Raw genomic sequence first — 18147 nt, 5'->3', positions numbered from 1 at the left:
TCCGGGGCGGCGCGGTCGCGGTACGTGCGATTCGAACGAACGTGTGGGGGTCGCGGCCGTGGGTCACGGCGGCCGTGGGTGAACGGCATGGAACGGCACCGAGTAGAAGCTTTGCCAACTGTCAGTAAATGGATCGTAATGCAGAGTAAAGATTGAGGCATGACTTCCGGAGCAAATGGGGCAGCATTTCACTCGATACGGTGATTAATCGTTCTAGTGCGGCTTGTCACATATTCATCTTCACGCCCGTGGTGCGAGGTTGACGGCGCTCGCAGCACACCCCCGGAAGCAGAGAAGGGCGGGCGGAAGAATGGCCGTCACCAAAAGGTTCACTGTCGGCGCGACCGTGGCCGCGGCCGCGACCGCGGCGGCGATGGTCGCGGGGCTGACGGGATGCGGTTCCGGCGACGACGCCGCCCGTACCCCCGGGGCGAGCGGCCCCAAGAAGGTCGCGGGTCCCCAGAACGCCGTCCGCCTGATCGGCGACGGTTCCACCGCCTTCACCGGCGCACAGCCGGGCCTGCTCAAGCCGCAGCGCCTGAAGCCGGGCGAGCGGCCGCCGCAGTTCGTCGTCTTCTCCTGGGACGGCGCCGGCGAGGACAGCCAGAAGCTCTTCTCCCACTTCCGCAAGGTGGGCAAGAAGTACGGCGCGACGATGACGTACTTCCTCAGCGGTGTCTACCTGCTGCCGGAGGACAAGGCCGACCTCTACGACCCGCCCGGACACGCCCCGGGCCGCTCGGACATCGGCTTCAACGACCGCGAAGGCATCCGTGACACCGTGCGCGAACTGCGCGGCGCCTGGCAGGAGGGCAACGAGGTCGGCACCCACTTCAACGGCCACTTCTGCGGGCCGGAGACCGGCGTGGGCACCTGGTCGGTGGAGGACTGGAAGAGCGAGATCGCCCAGGCCAAGGCCTTCGTCAAGAACTGGAAGACCAACGCGGGCCTGAAGGGGGAGCAGCCGCTGCCCTTCGACTACGACAAGGAGCTCATCGGCGCCCGCACCCCCTGCCTGGAAGGCCGGGACAACCTCGTGCGCGCCGCGAGCGAACTGGGCTGGCGCTACGACACCAGCGGCATCAACGACCAGATCTGGCCCGAGAAGGAACGCGGCCTGTGGGACCTGGGCCTCCAGATGATTCCCGTCCCCGGACGGCAGTTCGAGACGCTGTCGATGGACTACAACTTCATGGTCAACCAGTCGGGCACCACCAAGGGCTCGTCCTCCATGCACGACTACTGGGGGAACCAGTTCCGCGACGGCATGGTGCAGGCCTTCGACCGCGCGTACAACGGCAACCGGGCGCCGCTGATCATCGGGAACCACTTCGAGTCCTGGAACGGCGGTACGTACATGCGTGCCGTCGAGGAGACCATCGCGCACGTCTGCGTCAAGAAGGAGGTGCGCTGCGTGTCCTTCCGGCAGCTCGCGGACTGGCTGGACGCCCAGGACCCCGCCGTCCTGGCGAAGCTGCGGACCCTGAAGGTGGGTCAGGCACCGCAGGCCGGCTGGGCGGAGTTCCTCGCGGCCGAGCCGGCCCGCCCTGCGGCCTCACCGGTCAAGCAGGCTGAGCGGCACTGAGCCCCTCGCGGAGCACGAAGGCGGGGTCGACCTGGGCCGCCAGGTCGGCACCCGTCTTCGCGTTCCCCCAGCTCTCCGCGTTCTTCAGGTGGAAGTGCACCATCTGCCGCGTGTAACGCTCCCAGTCGCGGCACCGGTACGACTCGTCCACGGCGCGTCGCAGCCTCCGCAGCGCCTCCCGGTTGTTCTCCTCCAGCAGCGCGAACGCCGTTGGGCGGCCCTTCTCCATCGCCCGCACCCAGTCGGAGTGGCCGACCGTCACGAGCAGGTCGTCCCCGACCTCCTCCCGCAGGAAGGCCACGTCGTCCTCGCCCTGCACCTTGTTGCCGACGACACGGACCGCGACCCCGAAGTCCCGGGCGTACTCCTTGTACTGGCGGTATACGGACACGCCCTTGCGCGTCGGCTCGGCCACCAGGAAGGTCATGTCGAAGCGGGTGAACATGCCGGAGGCGAACGAGTCGGAGCCGGCCGTCATGTCGACGACGACGTACTCGTCCGGGCCGTCGACCAGGTGGTTGAGGCACAGCTCCACCGCCCCGACCTTCGAGTGGTAGCAGGCCACCCCGAGGTCCGTCTCGGTGAAGGGGCCCGTCGCCATCAGCCGGATCTCCCCGTCGTCCAGCCGCACGGAGCGGGCGCACGCGTCGTAGACGGGGTTGTCCTCACGGACCCGCAGCAGGCGCGAGCCCTCACCGGGCGGGGTCGTCTTGATCATCGTCTCGGCGGACGCGATCCGGGGGTTGGCGCCCCGCAGGTACTCCTTGATCAGGGGGAGGTGCGCTCCCATGGCGGGGAGCGCGGCGGCCTGCGCCTCGTCCAGGCCGAGCGCTGCCCCGAGGTGCTGGTTGATGTCGGCGTCCACGGCGATGACAGGTGCGCCGGTGGCGGCGAGATGGCGGATGAAGAGCGAGGACAGCGTGGTCTTGCCGCTGCCGCCCTTCCCGACGAAAGCGATCTTCATGTTCAGGTAGCGTAGCGGTGCGTCACGCCTCCGTGGCTGCATGTCGTCAACAGGTATGAGGAACGCCACTCCGCCGTGGGGCCGCAGCGCCGGACGCGTAGCCTCGCTACTTATGAGTACGAGTGCCTCTGACCCGCTGGCCGCCCTGGGTGCGCTGCCGGGCGTGCCCGATGCCGTGGAGTCCGTACGCAAGGCCGTCGACCGGGTCTACGGACACCGCGTGATGCGCCGCCGCAGCAACGAGATCACCTCCGAGGCGGCGCTGCGCGGCGCACGCGGTTCGGCGGCGCTCTCGGGTGCCGACTGGGCGCTGGAGGAGGTGCGCCGGCGCACCGACTTCGGTGGTGACCCGGAGGCCCGGACGGTGGGAGCGGCCCTCCGCCTCGGTGCGGAGGCCGGCCAGCTGCTGTCCATCTGGCGGCAGTCCCCGCTGCGCGTGCTGGCCCGGTTGCACCTGGTGGCCGCGGGTGACCCGGGCGAGGTGCGCGCCGCGGCGGACCGGACGGGCGCGGCGGACGCGGTGGGTCGGCCCCGCCAGGACGGCGAGGGCGTCGACGAGCCCCTCATCCGGGCGCCGCTGCCGGACGCCTCCGAGGTGGCCGGACGGCTCGAGGGCCTGTCGGAGCTGATCGTGGCCGGTACGTCGGCCCCGGCGCTCGTCACGGCCGCGGTCGTGCACGGCGAACTGCTGGCGCTGCGCCCCTTCACCACGTACAGCGGTCTGGTGGCGCGCACGGCCGAGCGCATCGTGCTGATCGGCAGCGGGCTGGACCCGAAGGCGGTCTGCCCCGCGGAGGTCGGGCACGCCGAGCTCGGGCCGGAGGCGTACGTGAGGGCCTTCGACGGCTATCTGTCCGGTACGGCGGAGGGCATGGCGGCGTGGGTCGCGCACTGCGGCCGCGCGGTCGAGCTCGGCGTCCGGGAGTCGACGGCGGTGTGCGAAGCGCTGCAGCGCGGCGCCGCGTGACGCGGGCCCGGGGGGTCTGAACAGGGTTGCGGCGGTACCGCAGAACGGTACCGCCGCTGGCACGTCGGCCGAGTTACCATGCGTCCTCGATATGTGCCCATCAGGCGGGGTTCTTTGCCCGACGCCTGGTGCGGCTGGCCCGTAATCGACGGGTCGACGTCGCGTGGGTGCTCAGCTTCCGTACTGTTCGGTCCGTGGGGCCTTCTTGCTCAACAAGTAATCCTTTCGGATGTCCTCGGTCTCGCGGGCCGTCAACTCCTTTGTACTCCCGTCCGCGGTGAAGCGAAAGTCCTCGTTCCACTTATTTGTTTTCCGGATCAAACAGGGCGGAACCGGGCGGGTGCGGGTGCCCCGGGCCGACCGGGGCGGCCTTGCGTGGCTACGCGGACTGGCGGCGCCTGTTGGCGTACCAGACGAGTCCGGCCGTGGCCGCCGCCGCACCCACCGCGGCCGCCGCGACCAGCGCCGGGCGGGGCGGCATCCGGAACTCGGGCAGGCGCTGCTTGAGTCGCACCGGACGGGTGAAGACCAGAACCGGCCATCCGCGGGCCAGTGCCTCGCGCCGCAGGGCCCGGTCCGGGTTCACCGCGTAGGCGTGCCCGACGGCCTCCAGCATCGGGACGTCGGTGAAGGAGTCGCTGTAGGCGTAGCAGCGCGCCAGGTCGTAGCCCTCCGACTCGGCCAGTGCCCGCACCGCCTCCGCCTTGGTCGGCCCGTACGCGTAGTACTCCACCTCCCCGGTGAAGCACCCGTCGTCGCCGACGACCATGCGCGTCGCCACGACCCGGTCCGCGCCGAGGAGCTCCCCGATCGGCTCGACCACCTCGGCGCCCGACGTGGACACGATCACCACGTCCCGCCCCGCGGCGTGGTGCTCCTCGATGAGCGACGCGGCCTCGTCGTAGATGATCGGGTCGATCAGGTCGTGCAGGGTCTCGGCGACCAGTTCCTTGACCTGCTGGACGTTCCAGCCCTTGCAGAGCGCGGAGAGGTACGCGCGCATCCGTTCCATCTGGTCGTGATCGGCGCCTCCCGCGAGGAACACGAACTGGATGTACGCGGTCCGCAGGACGGCGCGGCGGTTGATCAGGCCGCCTTGGTAGAAGGACTTGCTGAAGGTCAGCGTCGATGACTTCGCAATGACCGTCTTGTCCAGGTCAAAGAAGGCTGCTGTGCGCGGCAAGGAGTGGTTTTCCACGAGGCTGAGCATAGGTGCCCGCCATTCGGCGTACGCTGGGGCGTGTGGGTTTGCCTGAGAGGGCTCTCGGGTACACCATGGAAGTCACGGATCGTTCGCGACCGTGCTAACCCGGTCCGACTCCTCCCCCCCCCGAGTCGGCCGGAGAGACGACCCCCGCTCTCCCCCCCGGCGGGGGTCGTCGCATGTCCGGGCGCGTTTTCGCCCGCTGCTGACAGCCGGATCCGATCAATCCGCCCTCCTCGGTGCCCTGTTCGCGCCGGCCTTCGACGCGAGTCGTTCGTCACTCAGCGTAGCGGATGTGCTGCGCTCCGGAAGTCGCTGGTTTGGGCTACCGCGATATACACAAGCGGCGGGTTGTCCACAGTTTTCCACCAAGATCCACTTCATTTCGGGAAGTCGTGCACCGTGATTCCGGCCGCGAAGTCCGCGGCACACCGGAATCGCAGATCTCTCCATCTCGTGCGTACGCCGTCGAAGGTGACGCCGGGGTCGTGGGGAGAGTCCGCGAACACCCGGCGAACGCCCGGCGAATCTGCGTCCGCGGAAGCCCGCGCATGCGCAGGCCGGTCCGCCCGTGGAACCGCGGGCGAGGACAGGAACAGGGGGAGAGTCATGGCTGGATCCCACACGACATCCGACCGGGGCCGCGAGACCGAGGAGCGGCGCGCCGGACCCCTCATCGTGACGGAGGACGCGGAGCTGCTCGACGACCTGCTGAGGCTGTGCGCGGCGGCCGGCGCGCACCCCGAGGTCCACCACCGCATGCCGGAGCGCCGGGCGAGCTGGGACGCCGCGCCGCTGGTCCTCGTGGGGGACGACGCGGCCGTGCGGTGCCGCGGCGCCACCCGCAGGTCCGGCGTCCTGCTGGTCGGTCGTGACCAGGACGATCCCGCCGTGTGGCGGCACGCCGTGGAGATCGGCGCCGACTGCGTGCTGCGGCTGCCCGACGCGGAGAGCTGGCTCGTCGACCGGATCGCGGACGTCGTCGAAGGCGTCGGGCGCCAGGCCCTGACCGTCGGGGTGCTCGGGGGCAGGGGCGGCGCCGGAGCCTCGACGCTGGCCTGCGCGCTCGCCGTCACGGCGGCTCGCCACGGCCGGCGCACGATGCTCGTGGACGGTGACCCGCTGGGCGGCGGGCTCGACGTCCTGTTGGGCGGCGAGCGGACCGAGGGCCTGCGATGGCCGGATTTCGCCGCGTCGAAGGGCCGGGTCGCCGGCGGCGCGCTGGAGGAGTCCCTGCCCTCGCTGCACGGCCTGCGGGTGCTCAGCTGGGACCGGGGCGACGCCGTGACCATCCCGCCCGAAGCGATGCGCTCGGTCCTGGCGGCCGCCCGCAGACGCGGCGGCGTGGTCGTCATCGACCTGCCGCGCCGGATCGACGAGTCCACCGCGGAGGCGCTGGCACAGCTGGACGTCGGCCTGCTCGTCGTGCCGGGTGAACTGCGTGCCGTCGCGGGCGCCAAACGGGTCGCGTCGATGGCCACGATGATCCTGCGGGACCTCCGGGTCGTGGCGCGCGGACCGTACGCCGCGGGGGTAGACGAGCAATGGGTCGCCGACGTGCTGGAGCTGCCGCTCGCCGGTGAGATGCCGCTGGAACCGGGCCTGATGATCGACCTGGACGCGGGCGTGCCGCCGGGCGACAGCACGCGCAGCCCCCTCGGCAGGTTCTGCACCGCGTTCTGGGACCGCGCGCTCACCGGGGAGGGCGCGTCATGACGGCGGGACTGCTGGAGGCCGTACGGCAGCGGCTCGCCGAGAGCGGCACCGAGCCGACTCCGGCCGGGGTCGCCGCGGCCCTGCGGGCCCAGGGGCGGCTCCTGGGCGACGCGGAGGTGCTGGGTGCCGCGGCGGAGCTGCGGTGCGAACTGGTCGGCACGGGTCTGCTGGAGCCGCTGCTCGCGGACCCCGCCGTGACGGACGTACTGGTGTCGGCGCCGGACAAGGTGTGGGTGGACCGGGGCGCCGGGCTGGAACCGACGGGCGTGGTGTTCCCGGACGCGGCAGCGGTGCGCAGACTGGCGCAGCGGCTCGCGGCGGTGGCCGGTCGGCGCCTGGACGACGCCCGTCCCTGGGTCGACGCGCGGCTGCCGGACGGGACGCGGATGCACGCGGTGCTGCCGCCGGTGGCCGTCGGCTCGACCTGTCTGTCGCTGCGCGTCGTGCGTCCCCGGGCCTTCTCCGTGGGAGAACTGGTCGCTGCGGGGACGGTGCCCCCGGGCGGTGACCGGGTGCTGCGGGCCCTCGTCGACGCCCGGGTGTCGTACCTGGTCAGCGGCGGGACGGGGTCCGGCAACCCCAAGTGGAGTCTAAGACGCCTTTAGCAGGTGATCACCCGCAGTGTTCCCTGTACCGTGCGGCTGGCGTGCTCAACAAGCCGCTGACCTGGTCGTTTCCCCGTTTCGGGAACTAAAGCCGCCGGAGCTGCGAGCTCTCCTTCGAATCTAAGGCGGGCACGGAAGAGCCCCGGCCGGAGGCGCGTCGGGGGGCGCGGCCCGGCCGGGGCGGTCTGGTGCAGTTCATGCTGGTGGGGCAGGGCACCTGTAGTCGGGGCGGAAGCGGTGGGGCGAGCAGGCGATCAGGTACACGCCGAGGTACCGCTGCCCGCTCAGCCACCAGCCGCCGGCCACGTCCTCGCCACCAAGCGCACTGTCCGCGGCACCGCGAACGCGATCTTCAAGAACGTCGCGGTCGTGGTCGTAGGCGAACGCCTCGACGTGCGGGCGGGCCTGCTCGGCCCACCAGGTCGCGGCCTCCTTTGGGTCGGTCCAGGTGCCGCGCACGAGAGAGGGCGGCTTGAGGAGCCAGTGGGCCAACTCCAGCGGCGGGTACGGACTGGACGGGAAGTCGGGGTGTCCGGCGCGGCGGACGCCGTCGCGGACTAGGTGGAGGCCGGAGCCGAGCCACATGTAGCCGTGGTGGTGCATCGTCGTCTCCTCGCCGGCGAGGGCGGCCTCGTTCGGTCGCCCTCGCCTCTGTGCGGACTTCCCTACTGACGGCCGCAGCCCTGGCCGTCGCCACAGCCGCCGGACGGGTTGCCCCCGCCGCCGTCGCTGTCGCCGCGGTCCTCGGGATCGGTCTTGACCTGGTCGATGCGGTATCGCATGGTGACCTCCAGGTGTGCTGTCGGCACGGAGTCCCTCTCCGTGTCGTCGTGCGCACTTGCGTCGGGCCATCCGTCCTTGTGGGTGGCCCACCCGCTCCGGTCGCAGTCCGGCCAAGGCGTCGACCGGGGCGGGGTCTTGCCCACCGCTGCCCGTCGGCTTGGGCAGCGGCAGGAGTCAGCGGTGGAGCAGTGCGTCCGCCGGGGTGAGGTCTGCCGGCGGCACTCCAGGACGGCGCGGCCAACTGGCTCCGGAGTACTCGTGGTGGTGGTCGCCGGGGTGGTGCGGCGCCTGGGTGCAGCACCGGGCAGGCTGCCGCGGGTGAGGCGTCCAGCAGAGGTCCAGGGTGGTCTCACGTGATGCGTAGCTGCGGGCGTTCACCCTGTCCTCCCCGTGGTCCGGGCCGCGGGCGGGGCAAGCAGCCCGTAGAGCGGCGGGACGCCGCGCTGTTCCGCGCAGACCCGGTGGGCAAGCACGGGGTGATCGGGGCCGGAGTTGCTGGCGAGGAGCCGGACGCATACGTCCGCGCCGTCCTCGGGGCAGTAGGCGCAGGGGTTCTCCATCGGGATCCCTCGGGTCCGCGGTGAGTGAAGTGCTACCGACCGTAGGGAGCGCGTGTGCGCGCACTCCAGCGATGTGCAGATCTGTGCGAACACCCGCGTCGTACACGGGTGATGGACGCATTGACGTCTTGACGGTCGCTCTCGTAGCCCCGAATGTGATGCACACAACTGCACAAGCCATCGACGGAGGACGCGATGTCACTACAGTTCATTGGGATCGACCCGAACACTGGCCAGAGCGAGTCCCCGACGGCGTGGGTAGACGAGGAGACCGGCGACATCGTGCTCCAGGGCTACACCGCCGACGACGTCACCCGGGCGCAGTGCATGGCGAACACCGCCCCTGGTCACGCCCAGGTCATCCCCGACCACGAGACCGTGATCCGCATCCCCGTCCGCATGGCGCCGATCCTGAGGGAGGCCTGTGATGCCGCCGAGCGCGCGCAGCTTTGAGGAGCTGCTGAAGACCGCCGAGCGATCGGCCGTGCACCTCGAGATGCGGGACAACTACGGAGTCACCGGAGAGGCCGAGGATTTCGAGAACTGGCGTCGCACTGGACTCCGAGACGTCGACCCTGACTCGGCGTACTGGGCGCCCTGGGTGCGCCTCGTCACGGAGGCTGTCAGCCGCGGCGTCGTCGTGCGGCGGGCTCGCATTGTGTCCGAGCCCGTCACCGACTACATCCGGTACGAGCATGCGGGGACACCGGTCAACCTTCGCGCCGGCGAGCAAGTGCGGTGGCTCCCGCGCCGCCAGGCGTCCAACATCGCCCTGCCCGGAAACGACTTCTGGCTGATTGACGGTCGGCTTGTCCGATGGAACCACTTCACCGGCGACGGCGCATCGGCTGGGCCAGAGGAGACCGAAGACATGGCGGCCGCGAAGTTGTGCGCCTCTGCGTTCGAAGCCGTATGGGAACGGGCCATCCCACACGAGCAGTACCAGATCCGCTAACGGCACAGGACAGGCCAGCCCATGCCCATCTCCCCGTCTTCGTCGGCGCAGGCGGCACGCGAAGTAGTCGCGCGGCGCCTGCGTGACCTCCGCAAGGAGGCAGGGTTGACGGTCACTGAGCTGGCCGAGCGGTGCAACTGGCATCACGCCAAGACCTCTCGCGTCGAGAATGCTCGAACGGCGCCCTCCGCCAAAGACATCAGGTTGTGGTGCGACGCTTGCCGCGTGCCGGACCAGGCCGAAGGGCTCATCGTCCAGTCGCTCAACGCGGAGTCGATGTATAGCGAGTGGCGCCACCAGGTACGCAACGGCCTCAAGCAGATGCAGGACAACCTGGTGTCCTTCTTCCAGGAGACCCAGCTGTTCCGGGTGTACTCCTCGACTCTGGTCCCGGGACTTCTCCAGACAGAGGGCTACGCGGCGGCGGTCCTGCGCGCGGTCGCCGATTTCAGGGAGCTGCCGTCTGACGACAGCGCCGATGCGGCACGGGCCCGGGTCCATCGGTCTCGCATCATTCATGAGCCCGGGCACCGTTTCGTCCTGCTTATGGAGGAAACGGTGCTCTACCACCAGGTCGCCGACACGGACGCTATGGCGGCCCAGCTCGGCTACCTGCTGACTGCCGGTGCGATCCCTTCGGTCTCGCTCGGCATCATCCCGATGTCAACACCGGAGCGGAAGCAGTGGCCGCGCGAGACGTTCCACGTGTACGACGACGCGCTGGTGTCAGTCGAGCTCGCCTCGGCGCAGGTAAAGATCACGCAACCCAGCGAGATCGCTGTGTACCTGAAGGCGTTTGAGCAGCTGCGAAGCATGGCTGTGTACGGCACTCAAGCGAGAGGCCTGATCGTGAAGGCGATCGAAGCCCTCGGATGACCGTGGGCGCACGAAAACGCCCCCTGCCCGGCCCGCAGGCCAGACAGGGGGCGCATCACTCGGGTGACTCTCACACTCCAGTTCGGTCACGCTTCTGTGCACGCAGCACCATGCGGGTGCGCTGCACCATCAGCGCGGCGATCGCCAAGACCACCGCCGTGCGGATACTCCGCAGCACCGCAGCCGGACACCCGTCCGGCCACAGCGCGATGAGCACCGTGTAGGCGAACAGCAGTCCTAGCGCGACACCGACCGCCATCAGGTGGCGGCCTGTCGCCGACCGCCACCATGGCATCCGCACGTGGTACACCACCACGAACGCTCCGCACACCAGAGCCGCCACCCCCGATGCCACCGTGTTGACCCACATGTCCACGCTCATCTCCCTCACTGCGCCCCTCCCTCCAGCGCTGCGCGGATCCGGTCGGCGAAGTGGTTCTCTTCCCGCTCCCGGCGCAGGCGCTGCACCGCGGCCTCCACCAGCGGCCGGCGCTCCTCGGCTTGCTCGCGTGCCGTCCGTGCCCGGTCCAGCGCGCCCTCCGCCTCGCGCTGACCCTGGCTCGGCTCACCGCGGCGGACCAGCCGCCTGATCCACTCGATCACCGGGAGCCACCTCCCCCCGCGGTGCCGGGCGGGGCAGGGAGTTGAGCACCTGATTGCCCAGCCGGGCCATCTCCAGCAGCTCACCCACCTGCTCCCGCTCCGCCTGCCGAGCCGCCTCCGACTCGGTGTGCGCGGCCCGCCAGGTGTCGCGCTCCTCCCGCATGTCCTGGAGTGTGGAGCGGGGTACCAGGCGGCCGGTCAGGATCAGCAGCACGACCAGCGCGAGGAGCGCGGTCGGCCCTGCCTCCGTGACCGGCAGCCCGAAGACCTCAGCGCCCACCGGCGGTCACACGCCCCGCGGCTGGGACCGCGCGGTGATCAGGCTGTCCTGCGCGCGGGCCGAGACACCGGCCGGCTTCCACAGGCCGAAGTGGGCGAGCACACCGGTGGCGAAGGCGACCAGCGCCAGCACGGCCGCCGTGCCGAGGTCGAAGCCGGGGCCCGGGTGGGCGACTTCCACGAGCAGGCCGTTGACGCCGGACAGGGCCAACAGCAGCACTGCCTTCGTGCCGGCGTGGGTGACACGGGTGGTGACCAGGCCGACGAGCACCGGCAGGACGACGCTGATCAGCAGGCCGATCCAGTACGCCGTGTCCAGGGTGACGTTCATGACGGTTCCGTTCTCGGGTAGGGGTGGGGGTTGTGGGTCAGGCGTCCCAGCGCAGGGCGCGCAGGACGCGGCGCTCCACGCGGGCACCGTCGGCGTCCGCGCGGATCTCGACCTTCAGCTGCTCGTCCTTCGTGAGCATGCCGTTCCGTGTGGCCGAGGCGTTCAGCACGCCCTCGGGGCCGATGACGCCGACGTCGATCGGCAGGTCGTGGGACGGGTCGTTCGGCGCGGAGAGCATCAGGTCGTGGAACCGCAGCGTGATCCGGGCGCCCGGCTCGCCGCGGACGGTCGCATACGTCGTGACGGTGTACGTGCAGGGGCCTTGGAGGAGCGCGGTGTCGTCGGCCATGCGCAGCAGCCGGTAGACGTTGGCGTCCAGCTCGGGCCCGCCGGCCTGCGACTCGGTGATGACGGTGGGCATGGCGGGGTCCTCCTTAACGGGGGCGGGCTCGGGGTCCTTGGTCGTCGGCGACTTCGGGCGGGGCGCGCCGGCCTTCACCCACGCGTAGATCGCGTCGCCGGGGCAGGTGGTGGCGTAGCCGTCGCGGTGCCCGCCGAGCCAGTCGCCGGCCGGGCCCTGGGCGCGGCAGTAGTCGATGGCGTCCCGGGCGCCGTGCAGCTGCGCGTCGGTCGGCTCCGTCAGGCCTGACGAGCCGACCAGCAGGCACACCGCGTAGCACTCCTCGTTGAGCGCGGTGGAGCCGTTCGCGCTGTTGCGGCGGTCCAGGCCGCGGCCCTCGAACACGGCGCCGTGGGTGCAGACAATGAACGAGTAGCCGATGTCCGACCAGCCGTTGCCGTCCATGTGGGACGCCTGGAGCATCCGCACGTAGGCGGCGCACGCCGAGTGCGGCCGGTCCTCGTACCCCGTGCCGAGGTAGTGCAGCTTCACGCCGCGGCGGGGCCGCGAGTAACGGGTGGCGCCGGACGGCGTGCGGTACGGGCGGGCGCCCCACTCCGACCGGGAGACGAGATCCATGGGCCCTCCAGGGCATGAGAAAGCCCCGGGCCGGTCGGCGCGGGGCGGGGTCGGGGGTGGGCTACGGGGTCGGCAGCTCGACGTACCGCAGCCGGTACGAGGAGTCGGACAGCGCCATGTAGAAGAGGTTCTGGTGGTCGGCCACCGGCGACCGCTTGATGACCCAGCCGCCGACCTCCACGTTGACCAGGCCGGACCCGGTCGGGCCGACGTCGTCGATGGTCAGAAGCGTCCCGGTGTCTTCGACAAGGGCGCAGTTGGCCAGCCAGGTCTCGGCGATGTAGCGGCCGTTGGTGCCGTCGTACTGGATCGACTCGTACCGCTCGGTCACGAGTGCCATGGGTGCTCCTTCTCGGGTCAGCCGGTACGGATGGCGCGGAGCCACGAGCCGGCGGCCACGCGGGTAGGGGTTGCGTTCGATGCCACCTGCGCCCAGTTGAAGCTGGCGTTGCCGGCGCCGGTGGTGATGATCCGGCCGTGCAACGGATACGCCATCTGGTTGGCGCCCGGGTGGCCGTAGCCGGCCGCCGTGCCGAGGCTGAAGGACCGCTGCCTGATCGTGTTCGCGTCGCTGGAGGCCAGCGTGTCGGGACCCATGACGGACCAGGTGCCGACCGCGCCGGCCGGGCCCGCCAGCGTGCACATCAGGTCACCGGCCTGGTTCGCGTTCGAGGTCAGGATCATGCCTTCGATCTGGTACTCGGCCGACGCGGCGAGCGCCAGGATGAGCTCGGGATCCGCGGTCACGGTCGTCGTGCTGGCGCGGTCGGTGTCGGCGGCCTTCATGGCCTCCAGCGGGACCGCGGCCTGCAGAAGGCTCGCGGTGATGCGCCGCCCGGCCGGATACACGGGGTAGGGCATGCGGGTCCTCCTACAGGGCGATGATGGTGGGCGTGGCCAGGCGCACGTCCGTGCCGGCGGTCTGCGACTTCGAGATGCCGTTGACGGCCCGGACGACGGTGAACGTCTGGGGCGAAGCTGCGCCCGTGATGCTGGTGACGGTCATGACCTCGCCGCCGACGCGGATGTCGAACGGGCAGTCGGCCGGGTCGGTGGTCCACGGTGCTTGGTCCGAGGCGACGGTGAGGCTGGTCGCGCTGGCGCTCACGCCGCTGACGAGCGACGAGCCGTCGGTGTCGATCCGGCCGAGGATCGGATCGTCCAGGATGCCGACCGACCACGGGGAAGCGGGCGAGCACGCGAACGTGATGGTCCACTCGGGGGCCTGGATCGTCTCGTGCCAGCCTTCGACGACCAGGTCGACGTCCTGGCCGCCCGCCCAGACGGGCAGGTTGGTGATGCGCAGCAGGTCCCCGGGGCGCAGCGCCAGGACGTCGTCGATCAGGTCGGGCTGCTGGTGCAGGTAGACGGTGACGGACGGGTAGCGGGCCTCCTCCACGGTGCCCAGGTGCAGTCTCCATCCGGCCTGCGGCGCCACCTGGTCGTCGCTGAAGACGTTCAGCTCGGGCGCCTGGTCGATGCGGCCGATGCCGTGCGGCGGGGCCTGCACCGACAGCCGTCCGGTCTCCAGCACCGCGCGCGCCGAGGAGCCGTTGACCCGCTTGACCTCCACGTCGTTGACGACGCGCTGCGTGTCGCGGACCGGCTCCAGCGGCGGGGCGACCTGCCCGCCCGCGTAGTCGAGGGTGAGCGCCGGGGTCTGGTTGTACAGGCTCATCCGGTCGCGGTAGTGCAGTCCGAGGCGCTCGGGGTCCTCGCCGAGCATCCCGCCGTCGACGTCGGCGGCCTCCTCCAGCAGCTCCAGCAAGGGCATGACGCGCTGCGGGCCCAGCTGCTCCGAGCTCGCGGTGGTGTCCCCGTCCACCCACGAGAACGGCACAGCCTCCTCGGCGGTCAGCCGGGCGAGCCGGTCGAGGGCGGTCTCTCCCCGGAGCCCGTTGTCCGCATTGTCGAAAGCCATCGTCCCGACTGAGGGCGCGCCGCCGCTGTAGGTGGCCGGGGTGGGGAACACCGCCAGGTGGCCGATCGAGAGGTTTTCCCAAGAGGCGTGATCCCAGACGTTGTGGACCCACGTCACCTGCCCGGCCGTGGTCGCCCAGGAAATCGGCAGGTAGTACCACGTGTTCGCCTCCACATCGAGCCACGCGGCGTAGAAGCGCGTGTTGGCGCCGTCCTGCGCGGTGAACAATTGCAGGCGGTTCCACCGGCCCTGGAACGCGGCGACCGGGGCGGGGTCCGCCCACGTGTTCGTGGCGAGCAGGACGTCATCGGCGTCACGCAGGTCCAGCCGGATCCCCGTCGAGCCCGCCTTCACGATGAACTGCGCGACCGCCGACCCGGCGATCTGCACGCGCAGGAAGTCTCCGGAGATGCCTGCGGGCAGGGTGGGGGCCTTGTAGACGAGCTCCACGTGCCAGCCCACAGCGGCGGAGCGGGGCACACGTGCGGACAGGGTGGCGTAGGCCGCGGTCGTCGGCAGCGGCGCCGAGCCAGGCAAGGTGTCATCGTTCGCCAACGTCAGCCCGGAGTACTTCAGCGGAGAGACCCCGGCGATCGGGGAGTAGATCTGGGTGGCTTCCTCGCCCTCCTCCATGGGCCAGTACGCCAGCGGGCTGAAGGTCGGGATCCGGCGGCGCAGGGTGCTGTCGAGCGGCTTGCTCGTGCGGGACAGGCGCTCCAGCACGCCGCGGCCGCGCACCGGTACCCACGCGTCCGCGCCCGAGAGCGTCCACCGGGACGGCCAGGACTCGATCTCCCCGGCGCCGCGGTACTGGGAGCGGGTGATCTCCGCCGTGCCGGAGAGCGACCAGGCGCGGCCGGCGCTGTCCGTCCACGCGGTGGTCCCCTCGGCCAGGGCCCGGAGGTCAGGCGCGGCGACGACGGCGCCGCCGATGCCGTTGCGGACCTCGGCGCGGTGGATCCGCCCGTCCAGCGGCAGGCGGTTCGGGGTGGAGGTGAGGTCCGTGGGGCCGATCGTCAGCGGGGAGGTGGACGCGTACACGCTGGTGATGCCGCTGCCGGTGGCCGTGAACAGGGTGGTCCACGGCCCGTCCATGCTGGGTGCCCAGTACAGGGTGGCGGTGTGGCCGCCCGACCCGTTGTTCACGTCGAGGGTGGCGCGCAGCGCGGCGCGGCGCAGCCCGCCGGGCAGGGGCGCTTCGACGAAGTGCTGCGTCGCGTTCGTCCCGCCGGTGGTCCACACGAACGTGACGATCGCGACGCCGATGCGCAGGAACCACGAGCGCTGCCCGCTGTCCGTCTGCGACCACTTCCCGATCAACGTTTGCCTGTTGGTGGTGTACCAGTTCCGGGCGGTCAGCTCCACGCGGACGTCGATGTCCCCGGTGATGTCCAGGGCGGCGGTGTCGGGGGTGGTGGCGATGCCGGTGGTGGTGCGGTCCAGGCGCAGGTAGGACTCGGATCCGGGCATGGCGACCCGGATCGGGGTGTTCGGCGTGAGTTTGCCGTACCGGGGGGACAGGGGGTTCAAGTCGCTGAACTCCCCGTCGCGGTTGTTGATCGTCAGGCTGATGTCGGTGGGGTCGGCGCGGGAGCCTTCGGCGCGGCGGCCGGTGGAGATCTCGATGGGGTCGCGGTGGTAGGCGCGGCCGGTGATGTCCTCCCACGATCCGTCCTGCTGCAGCTCCACGCGCGGGGTGGGGATGGGCACGAGCGGGGGTCCTTTCTAGGAGGCGCGGCCGAAGGCTTTCTGCACCGACCCGCCGCCCTCGCGGTCCACGGTGATCCGCAGCAGCCGCGTGAACTCGCTCTGGACGAAGTCCACCAGCAGCCTTTGGTCGGCTCGGCTGTTGGCGGCGGTGGCGGTGGGGCGGGACAGGCCGGGCACGTCGACCAGGTGCCGCATGGTGGCATCCAGTTCAGCCTTGCCGTCCTCCGCGCCCTGGACGATGCCGGCGGGGATCCACCGGCCGACTTCGCGGGCGAGCACCTTCGAGGGGGAGTTGATGCCGAGCGCGCGGGCGATCGGTCCGGGGATCAGGTCCTTCGCCCAGCCGATCAACGTCGACTTGAGCCACGCGCCCATGCTTTTGATGCCGTTCCACAGGCCGCGGACGACGTCCTTGCCCGCGTTCAGCAGCAGGCTGCCGAGGTTGCCGAGCGCGCTCTTGATGCGGCCGGGCAGCCCGCGGACGTAGGCGATCAGCCCGAGGACCTTGTTGACGGTGCCGGTCTTGATCCGGTCCCAGTGGCGCAGGAAGAACTGCACCAGCGGCAGGCCGCTGATGAAGCTGAGGATCATCTTGCCGACGCCCTGGATCTTGGACCAGACCCAGTCCCACGCCTGCCCGGTCCACTGCTTGATCTTGTCCCAGTTGGCGACGATCAGGGCGGTCAGGCCGATGATCGCACCGATGATCCAGCCGATCGGGCCCATGGCAATCAGCCACTGCGCGGCCATGACCACGGCCCAGGCGACCGCCCGGGCGGCCATGAGAGCGAACTGCCCGACGGCGGTCAGCGCGGCGCGGACGACGGCTGCGACCCAGATGCCGATCGACACCAGGGCGGAGCCGACCCAGGCGCCGGCGGTGGTGGTCGCGGAGATGACCGCGGCGAGCGCGATCCGGGCGTAGGCCATCAGGCCGAACGCCATCATGCGGGCCCACCCGGCGATGGCCGCCCACGCGGACGTCGCCATGATGGCGTTGGCGCCGGCGACGATCGCGGCGCCCGCCCCGTACAGCAGCATCCCGATCCGGATCGCGGCCAGCGCGGTGATCAGGCCGGTCAGGACCGGCGTCGGAACAGCGGCGATCACCCTGCCGAACGCTTCGGCCACCATCGTCGTGACGCCGAGCAGGGGAGCGACCGCCCGGAGGACAGCGAGCGCCGCTTCGGCGAGGGTGCCCAGCGTGTCGCCGCCCTCGTCCGCGATCCGCAGGAACCTCTCGAACCCCTCGCTGCCCTTGAGGGAGGAGGCCCAGTCAGCGAACGCGCCGGTCATCCCGACCAGCCCGCCGGTCACGTCGCCCGATGCGGGGGTGAACGCGGCCGCCAGCGACCCGAACCCCACGGCCAGGTTCTTGATGATGGTCAGGAAGTTGCTCAGCGCGGGGCCAGCGGCGCCCGCCATGTCGTCGGCCCACTCCTTGAACTTGGCCGACTCCACGCCCTTGGCGACCTTGTCGAGGAAGCCGCCGAAAGCCTCGGCCGCGGCCTTCACGAACGGGGTGAGCCGGGGCAGCAAGCCGCGGAGGATGTTGATGCCCTTGGTGAACACCGGCATCGTGCTGGACGCGAGGCTGTCGGACCACTTCTGGTGGTCGTCCTTCAGCCCGGCCAGCGCCTTGGACATCTTCTGTGTCGCGGGCGGCATCCCGGCAAGCTGCTGCTCGTAGGCGGCGTCGGCCTCCTTGGCCGCCTTGGTCGCCGACTCGGCCTCACGCAGCGCGGCCTCGTACTCCTTGCCCCCCTTGGCCGCCAGCTTCTGCGCGGCCGCGGTCTTCAGCGCTGCCTTCTCGTGCGCTGCCTCCGCGGCCTCGGCCGCCGTGGAGGCTTCGGTGACGGACTCCAGCTGCGGGCCGGCCGCGAGCTGGAACGCCTTGGCCGCGGCGCCCGCGGAGGCGAACGCGGCGGCCATGCCGCCCACCGCGGTGGCGGCCGCGGCCGCTGCCGGGGCGCCGACGCCAAGCGCGGCGACCGCCTTGCCCAGCCCGGCCAGCGTGCGCTTGGCACGCTCGGCGCCGGCCTGCAGCTGGTCTGTGTCGATGCCCAGGCGCACCGTCATCGACTCCAGGGTGGCCATGGCTCACCACCC

Annotated in this window: 19 protein-coding genes and 1 pseudogene; 7 read left to right on the top strand and 13 right to left on the bottom strand. The window is 70.9% G+C overall.

The genetic code is table 11. The annotated features are described in order from the left end of the window. Nucleotides 1-310: 310 nt before the first annotated feature. Entirely contained in the window at nucleotides 311-1585 is a 1275-nt protein-coding gene (locus ACIA79_RS17180) for a hypothetical protein (RefSeq protein WP_399429093.1), read from the top strand. On the opposite strand, the gene ACIA79_RS17175 is transcribed toward ACIA79_RS17180, so the two are convergent. After that, complete coding sequence (locus tag ACIA79_RS17175; RefSeq protein WP_399429092.1) at nucleotides 1563-2549, bottom strand: ATP-binding protein; 987 nt, start codon at nucleotides 2547-2549, stop codon at nucleotides 1563-1565. The genes ACIA79_RS17180 and ACIA79_RS17175 overlap by 23 nt on opposite strands. A 112-nt stretch (nucleotides 2550-2661) precedes the next feature. Between ACIA79_RS17175 and ACIA79_RS17170 the strand changes: the two genes are divergently transcribed. Next, nucleotides 2662-3516: an oxidoreductase gene (locus tag ACIA79_RS17170; RefSeq protein ID WP_399429091.1), complete on the top strand. Its 855-nt coding sequence runs from the start codon at nucleotides 2662-2664 to the stop codon at nucleotides 3514-3516. Nucleotides 3517-3895: 379 nt separating this feature from the next. Here ACIA79_RS17170 and ACIA79_RS17165 read toward each other — a convergent pair whose 3' ends face one another. Further along, nucleotides 3896-4726 carry an HAD family hydrolase gene (locus tag ACIA79_RS17165; protein WP_399429090.1) on the bottom strand — a complete coding sequence of 277 codons (831 nt, stop codon included), beginning with the start codon at nucleotides 4724-4726 and terminating at the stop codon, nucleotides 3896-3898. Between the two features lie 603 nt (nucleotides 4727-5329). Between ACIA79_RS17165 and ssd the strand changes: the two genes are divergently transcribed. Together ssd and ACIA79_RS17155 are read left to right on the top strand one after the other, a co-directional pair. Next, a complete protein-coding gene (gene ssd, locus ACIA79_RS17160) occupies nucleotides 5330-6436 on the top strand; it encodes a septum site-determining protein Ssd (protein WP_399429089.1) in 1107 nt (368 codons plus the stop codon). Further along, nucleotides 6433-7011 (top strand): annotated as a pseudogene (locus tag ACIA79_RS17155) (ATPase, T2SS/T4P/T4SS family); the annotation flags it as partial. The gene ssd and the pseudogene ACIA79_RS17155, both read left to right, overlap by 4 nt. Nucleotides 7012-7236: 225 nt before the next feature. Here the strand turns inward: ACIA79_RS17155 and ACIA79_RS17150 are convergent. Both ACIA79_RS17150 and ACIA79_RS17145 read right to left on the bottom strand, forming a co-directional pair. Then, nucleotides 7237-7644 (bottom strand): hypothetical protein, encoded by a 408-nt coding sequence (locus ACIA79_RS17150; RefSeq protein ID WP_399429088.1) that lies wholly within the window; start codon nucleotides 7642-7644, stop codon nucleotides 7237-7239. 62 nt (nucleotides 7645-7706) lie between these two features. After that, nucleotides 7707-7850 (bottom strand): hypothetical protein, encoded by a 144-nt coding sequence (locus ACIA79_RS17145; RefSeq protein ID WP_399429087.1) that lies wholly within the window; start codon nucleotides 7848-7850, stop codon nucleotides 7707-7709. A gap of 729 nt (nucleotides 7851-8579) precedes the next feature. On the opposite strand from ACIA79_RS17145, the gene ACIA79_RS17140 reads away from it, so the two are divergent. The 3 genes from ACIA79_RS17140 to ACIA79_RS17130 are packed head-to-tail and all read left to right on the top strand — an operon-like array spanning nucleotide 8580 to nucleotide 10215. After that, nucleotides 8580-8837 (top strand): hypothetical protein, encoded by a 258-nt coding sequence (locus ACIA79_RS17140; RefSeq protein WP_399429086.1) that lies wholly within the window; start codon nucleotides 8580-8582, stop codon nucleotides 8835-8837. Beyond that, entirely contained in the window at nucleotides 8812-9339 is a 528-nt protein-coding gene (locus ACIA79_RS17135; protein WP_399429085.1) for a DUF6879 family protein, read from the top strand. The genes ACIA79_RS17140 and ACIA79_RS17135 overlap by 26 nt, the downstream gene beginning before the upstream one ends. Nucleotides 9340-9360: 21 nt before the next feature. Continuing rightward, a complete protein-coding gene (locus ACIA79_RS17130) occupies nucleotides 9361-10215 on the top strand; it encodes a helix-turn-helix domain-containing protein (protein WP_399429084.1) in 855 nt (284 codons plus the stop codon). Nucleotides 10216-10285: 70 nt separating this feature from the next. On the opposite strand, the gene ACIA79_RS17125 is transcribed toward ACIA79_RS17130, so the two are convergent. The 9 genes from ACIA79_RS17125 to ACIA79_RS17085 form a co-directional block, all read right to left on the bottom strand. Next, nucleotides 10286-10606 (bottom strand): hypothetical protein, encoded by a 321-nt coding sequence (locus ACIA79_RS17125; protein WP_399429083.1) that lies wholly within the window; start codon nucleotides 10604-10606, stop codon nucleotides 10286-10288. Further along, nucleotides 10603-10818 (bottom strand): hypothetical protein, encoded by a 216-nt coding sequence (locus ACIA79_RS17120; RefSeq protein ID WP_399429082.1) that lies wholly within the window; start codon nucleotides 10816-10818, stop codon nucleotides 10603-10605. The genes ACIA79_RS17125 and ACIA79_RS17120 overlap by 4 nt, the downstream gene beginning before the upstream one ends. Next, nucleotides 10781-11098, bottom strand: coding sequence for a hypothetical protein (locus tag ACIA79_RS17115; protein WP_399429081.1), 318 nt, complete (start codon nucleotides 11096-11098; stop codon nucleotides 10781-10783). Before ACIA79_RS17115 ends, ACIA79_RS17120 begins: the two co-directional genes overlap by 38 nt. Before the next feature lie 6 nt (nucleotides 11099-11104). After that, nucleotides 11105-11428, bottom strand: a complete 324-nt coding sequence (locus ACIA79_RS17110; RefSeq protein ID WP_399429080.1) for a hypothetical protein — start codon at nucleotides 11426-11428, stop codon at nucleotides 11105-11107. Nucleotides 11429-11465: 37 nt separating this feature from the next. After that, nucleotides 11466-12407 carry a hypothetical protein gene (locus ACIA79_RS17105; RefSeq protein WP_399429079.1) on the bottom strand — a complete coding sequence of 314 codons (942 nt, stop codon included), beginning with the start codon at nucleotides 12405-12407 and terminating at the stop codon, nucleotides 11466-11468. 61 nt (nucleotides 12408-12468) lie between these two features. Beyond that, nucleotides 12469-12747 carry a hypothetical protein gene (locus ACIA79_RS17100; protein ID WP_399429078.1) on the bottom strand — a complete coding sequence of 93 codons (279 nt, stop codon included), beginning with the start codon at nucleotides 12745-12747 and terminating at the stop codon, nucleotides 12469-12471. 17 nt (nucleotides 12748-12764) lie between these two features. Beyond that, the gene (locus tag ACIA79_RS17095; protein ID WP_399429077.1) at nucleotides 12765-13268 is read right to left on the bottom strand and encodes a hypothetical protein; all 504 of its coding nucleotides are present in this window, start codon (nucleotides 13266-13268) and stop codon (nucleotides 12765-12767) included. A 10-nt stretch (nucleotides 13269-13278) separates the two neighbouring features. Continuing rightward, entirely contained in the window at nucleotides 13279-16038 is a 2760-nt protein-coding gene (locus tag ACIA79_RS17090; protein WP_399429076.1) for a hypothetical protein, read from the bottom strand. 15 nt (nucleotides 16039-16053) lie between these two features. Beyond that, the gene (locus ACIA79_RS17085; protein ID WP_399429075.1) at nucleotides 16054-18135 is read right to left on the bottom strand and encodes a hypothetical protein; all 2082 of its coding nucleotides are present in this window, start codon (nucleotides 18133-18135) and stop codon (nucleotides 16054-16056) included. Between the last annotated feature and the right edge of the window lie 12 nt (nucleotides 18136-18147).

The organism is Streptomyces sp. NPDC051310 (assembly GCF_044455245.1).
GTDB lineage: Bacteria > Actinomycetota > Actinomycetes > Streptomycetales > Streptomycetaceae > Streptomyces.
The sequence above is the reverse complement of the archived record's forward strand: the minus strand, read 5'-3'. Positions and strand labels throughout refer to the sequence as shown.

What these genes read in the sequence shown, in the direction of transcription:
- ACIA79_RS17085 (WP_399429075.1), bottom strand. Translation starts at nt 18,135, where the DNA reads ATGGCCACCCTGGAGTCGATGACGGTGCGCCTGGGCATCGACACAGAC.
- ACIA79_RS17140 (WP_399429086.1), top strand. Translation starts at nt 8,580, where the DNA reads ATGTCACTACAGTTCATTGGGATCGACCCGAACACTGGCCAGAGCGAG.
- ACIA79_RS17170 (WP_399429091.1), top strand. Translation starts at nt 2,662, where the DNA reads ATGAGTACGAGTGCCTCTGACCCGCTGGCCGCCCTGGGTGCGCTGCCG.
- ACIA79_RS17180 (WP_399429093.1), top strand. Translation starts at nt 311, where the DNA reads ATGGCCGTCACCAAAAGGTTCACTGTCGGCGCGACCGTGGCCGCGGCC.
- ACIA79_RS17165 (WP_399429090.1), bottom strand. Translation starts at nt 4,726, where the DNA reads ATGCTCAGCCTCGTGGAAAACCACTCCTTGCCGCGCACAGCAGCCTTC.
- ACIA79_RS17105 (WP_399429079.1), bottom strand. Translation starts at nt 12,407, where the DNA reads ATGGATCTCGTCTCCCGGTCGGAGTGGGGCGCCCGCCCGTACCGCACG.
- ACIA79_RS17100 (WP_399429078.1), bottom strand. Translation starts at nt 12,747, where the DNA reads ATGGCACTCGTGACCGAGCGGTACGAGTCGATCCAGTACGACGGCACC.
- ACIA79_RS17130 (WP_399429084.1), top strand. Translation starts at nt 9,361, where the DNA reads ATGCCCATCTCCCCGTCTTCGTCGGCGCAGGCGGCACGCGAAGTAGTC.
- ACIA79_RS17175 (WP_399429092.1), bottom strand. Translation starts at nt 2,549, where the DNA reads ATGAAGATCGCTTTCGTCGGGAAGGGCGGCAGCGGCAAGACCACGCTG.
- ACIA79_RS17135 (WP_399429085.1), top strand. Translation starts at nt 8,812, where the DNA reads ATGCCGCCGAGCGCGCGCAGCTTTGAGGAGCTGCTGAAGACCGCCGAG.
- ACIA79_RS17110 (WP_399429080.1), bottom strand. Translation starts at nt 11,428, where the DNA reads ATGAACGTCACCCTGGACACGGCGTACTGGATCGGCCTGCTGATCAGC.
- ACIA79_RS17150 (WP_399429088.1), bottom strand. Translation starts at nt 7,644, where the DNA reads ATGCACCACCACGGCTACATGTGGCTCGGCTCCGGCCTCCACCTAGTC.
- ssd (WP_399429089.1), top strand. Translation starts at nt 5,330, where the DNA reads ATGGCTGGATCCCACACGACATCCGACCGGGGCCGCGAGACCGAGGAG.
- ACIA79_RS17095 (WP_399429077.1), bottom strand. Translation starts at nt 13,268, where the DNA reads ATGCCCTACCCCGTGTATCCGGCCGGGCGGCGCATCACCGCGAGCCTT.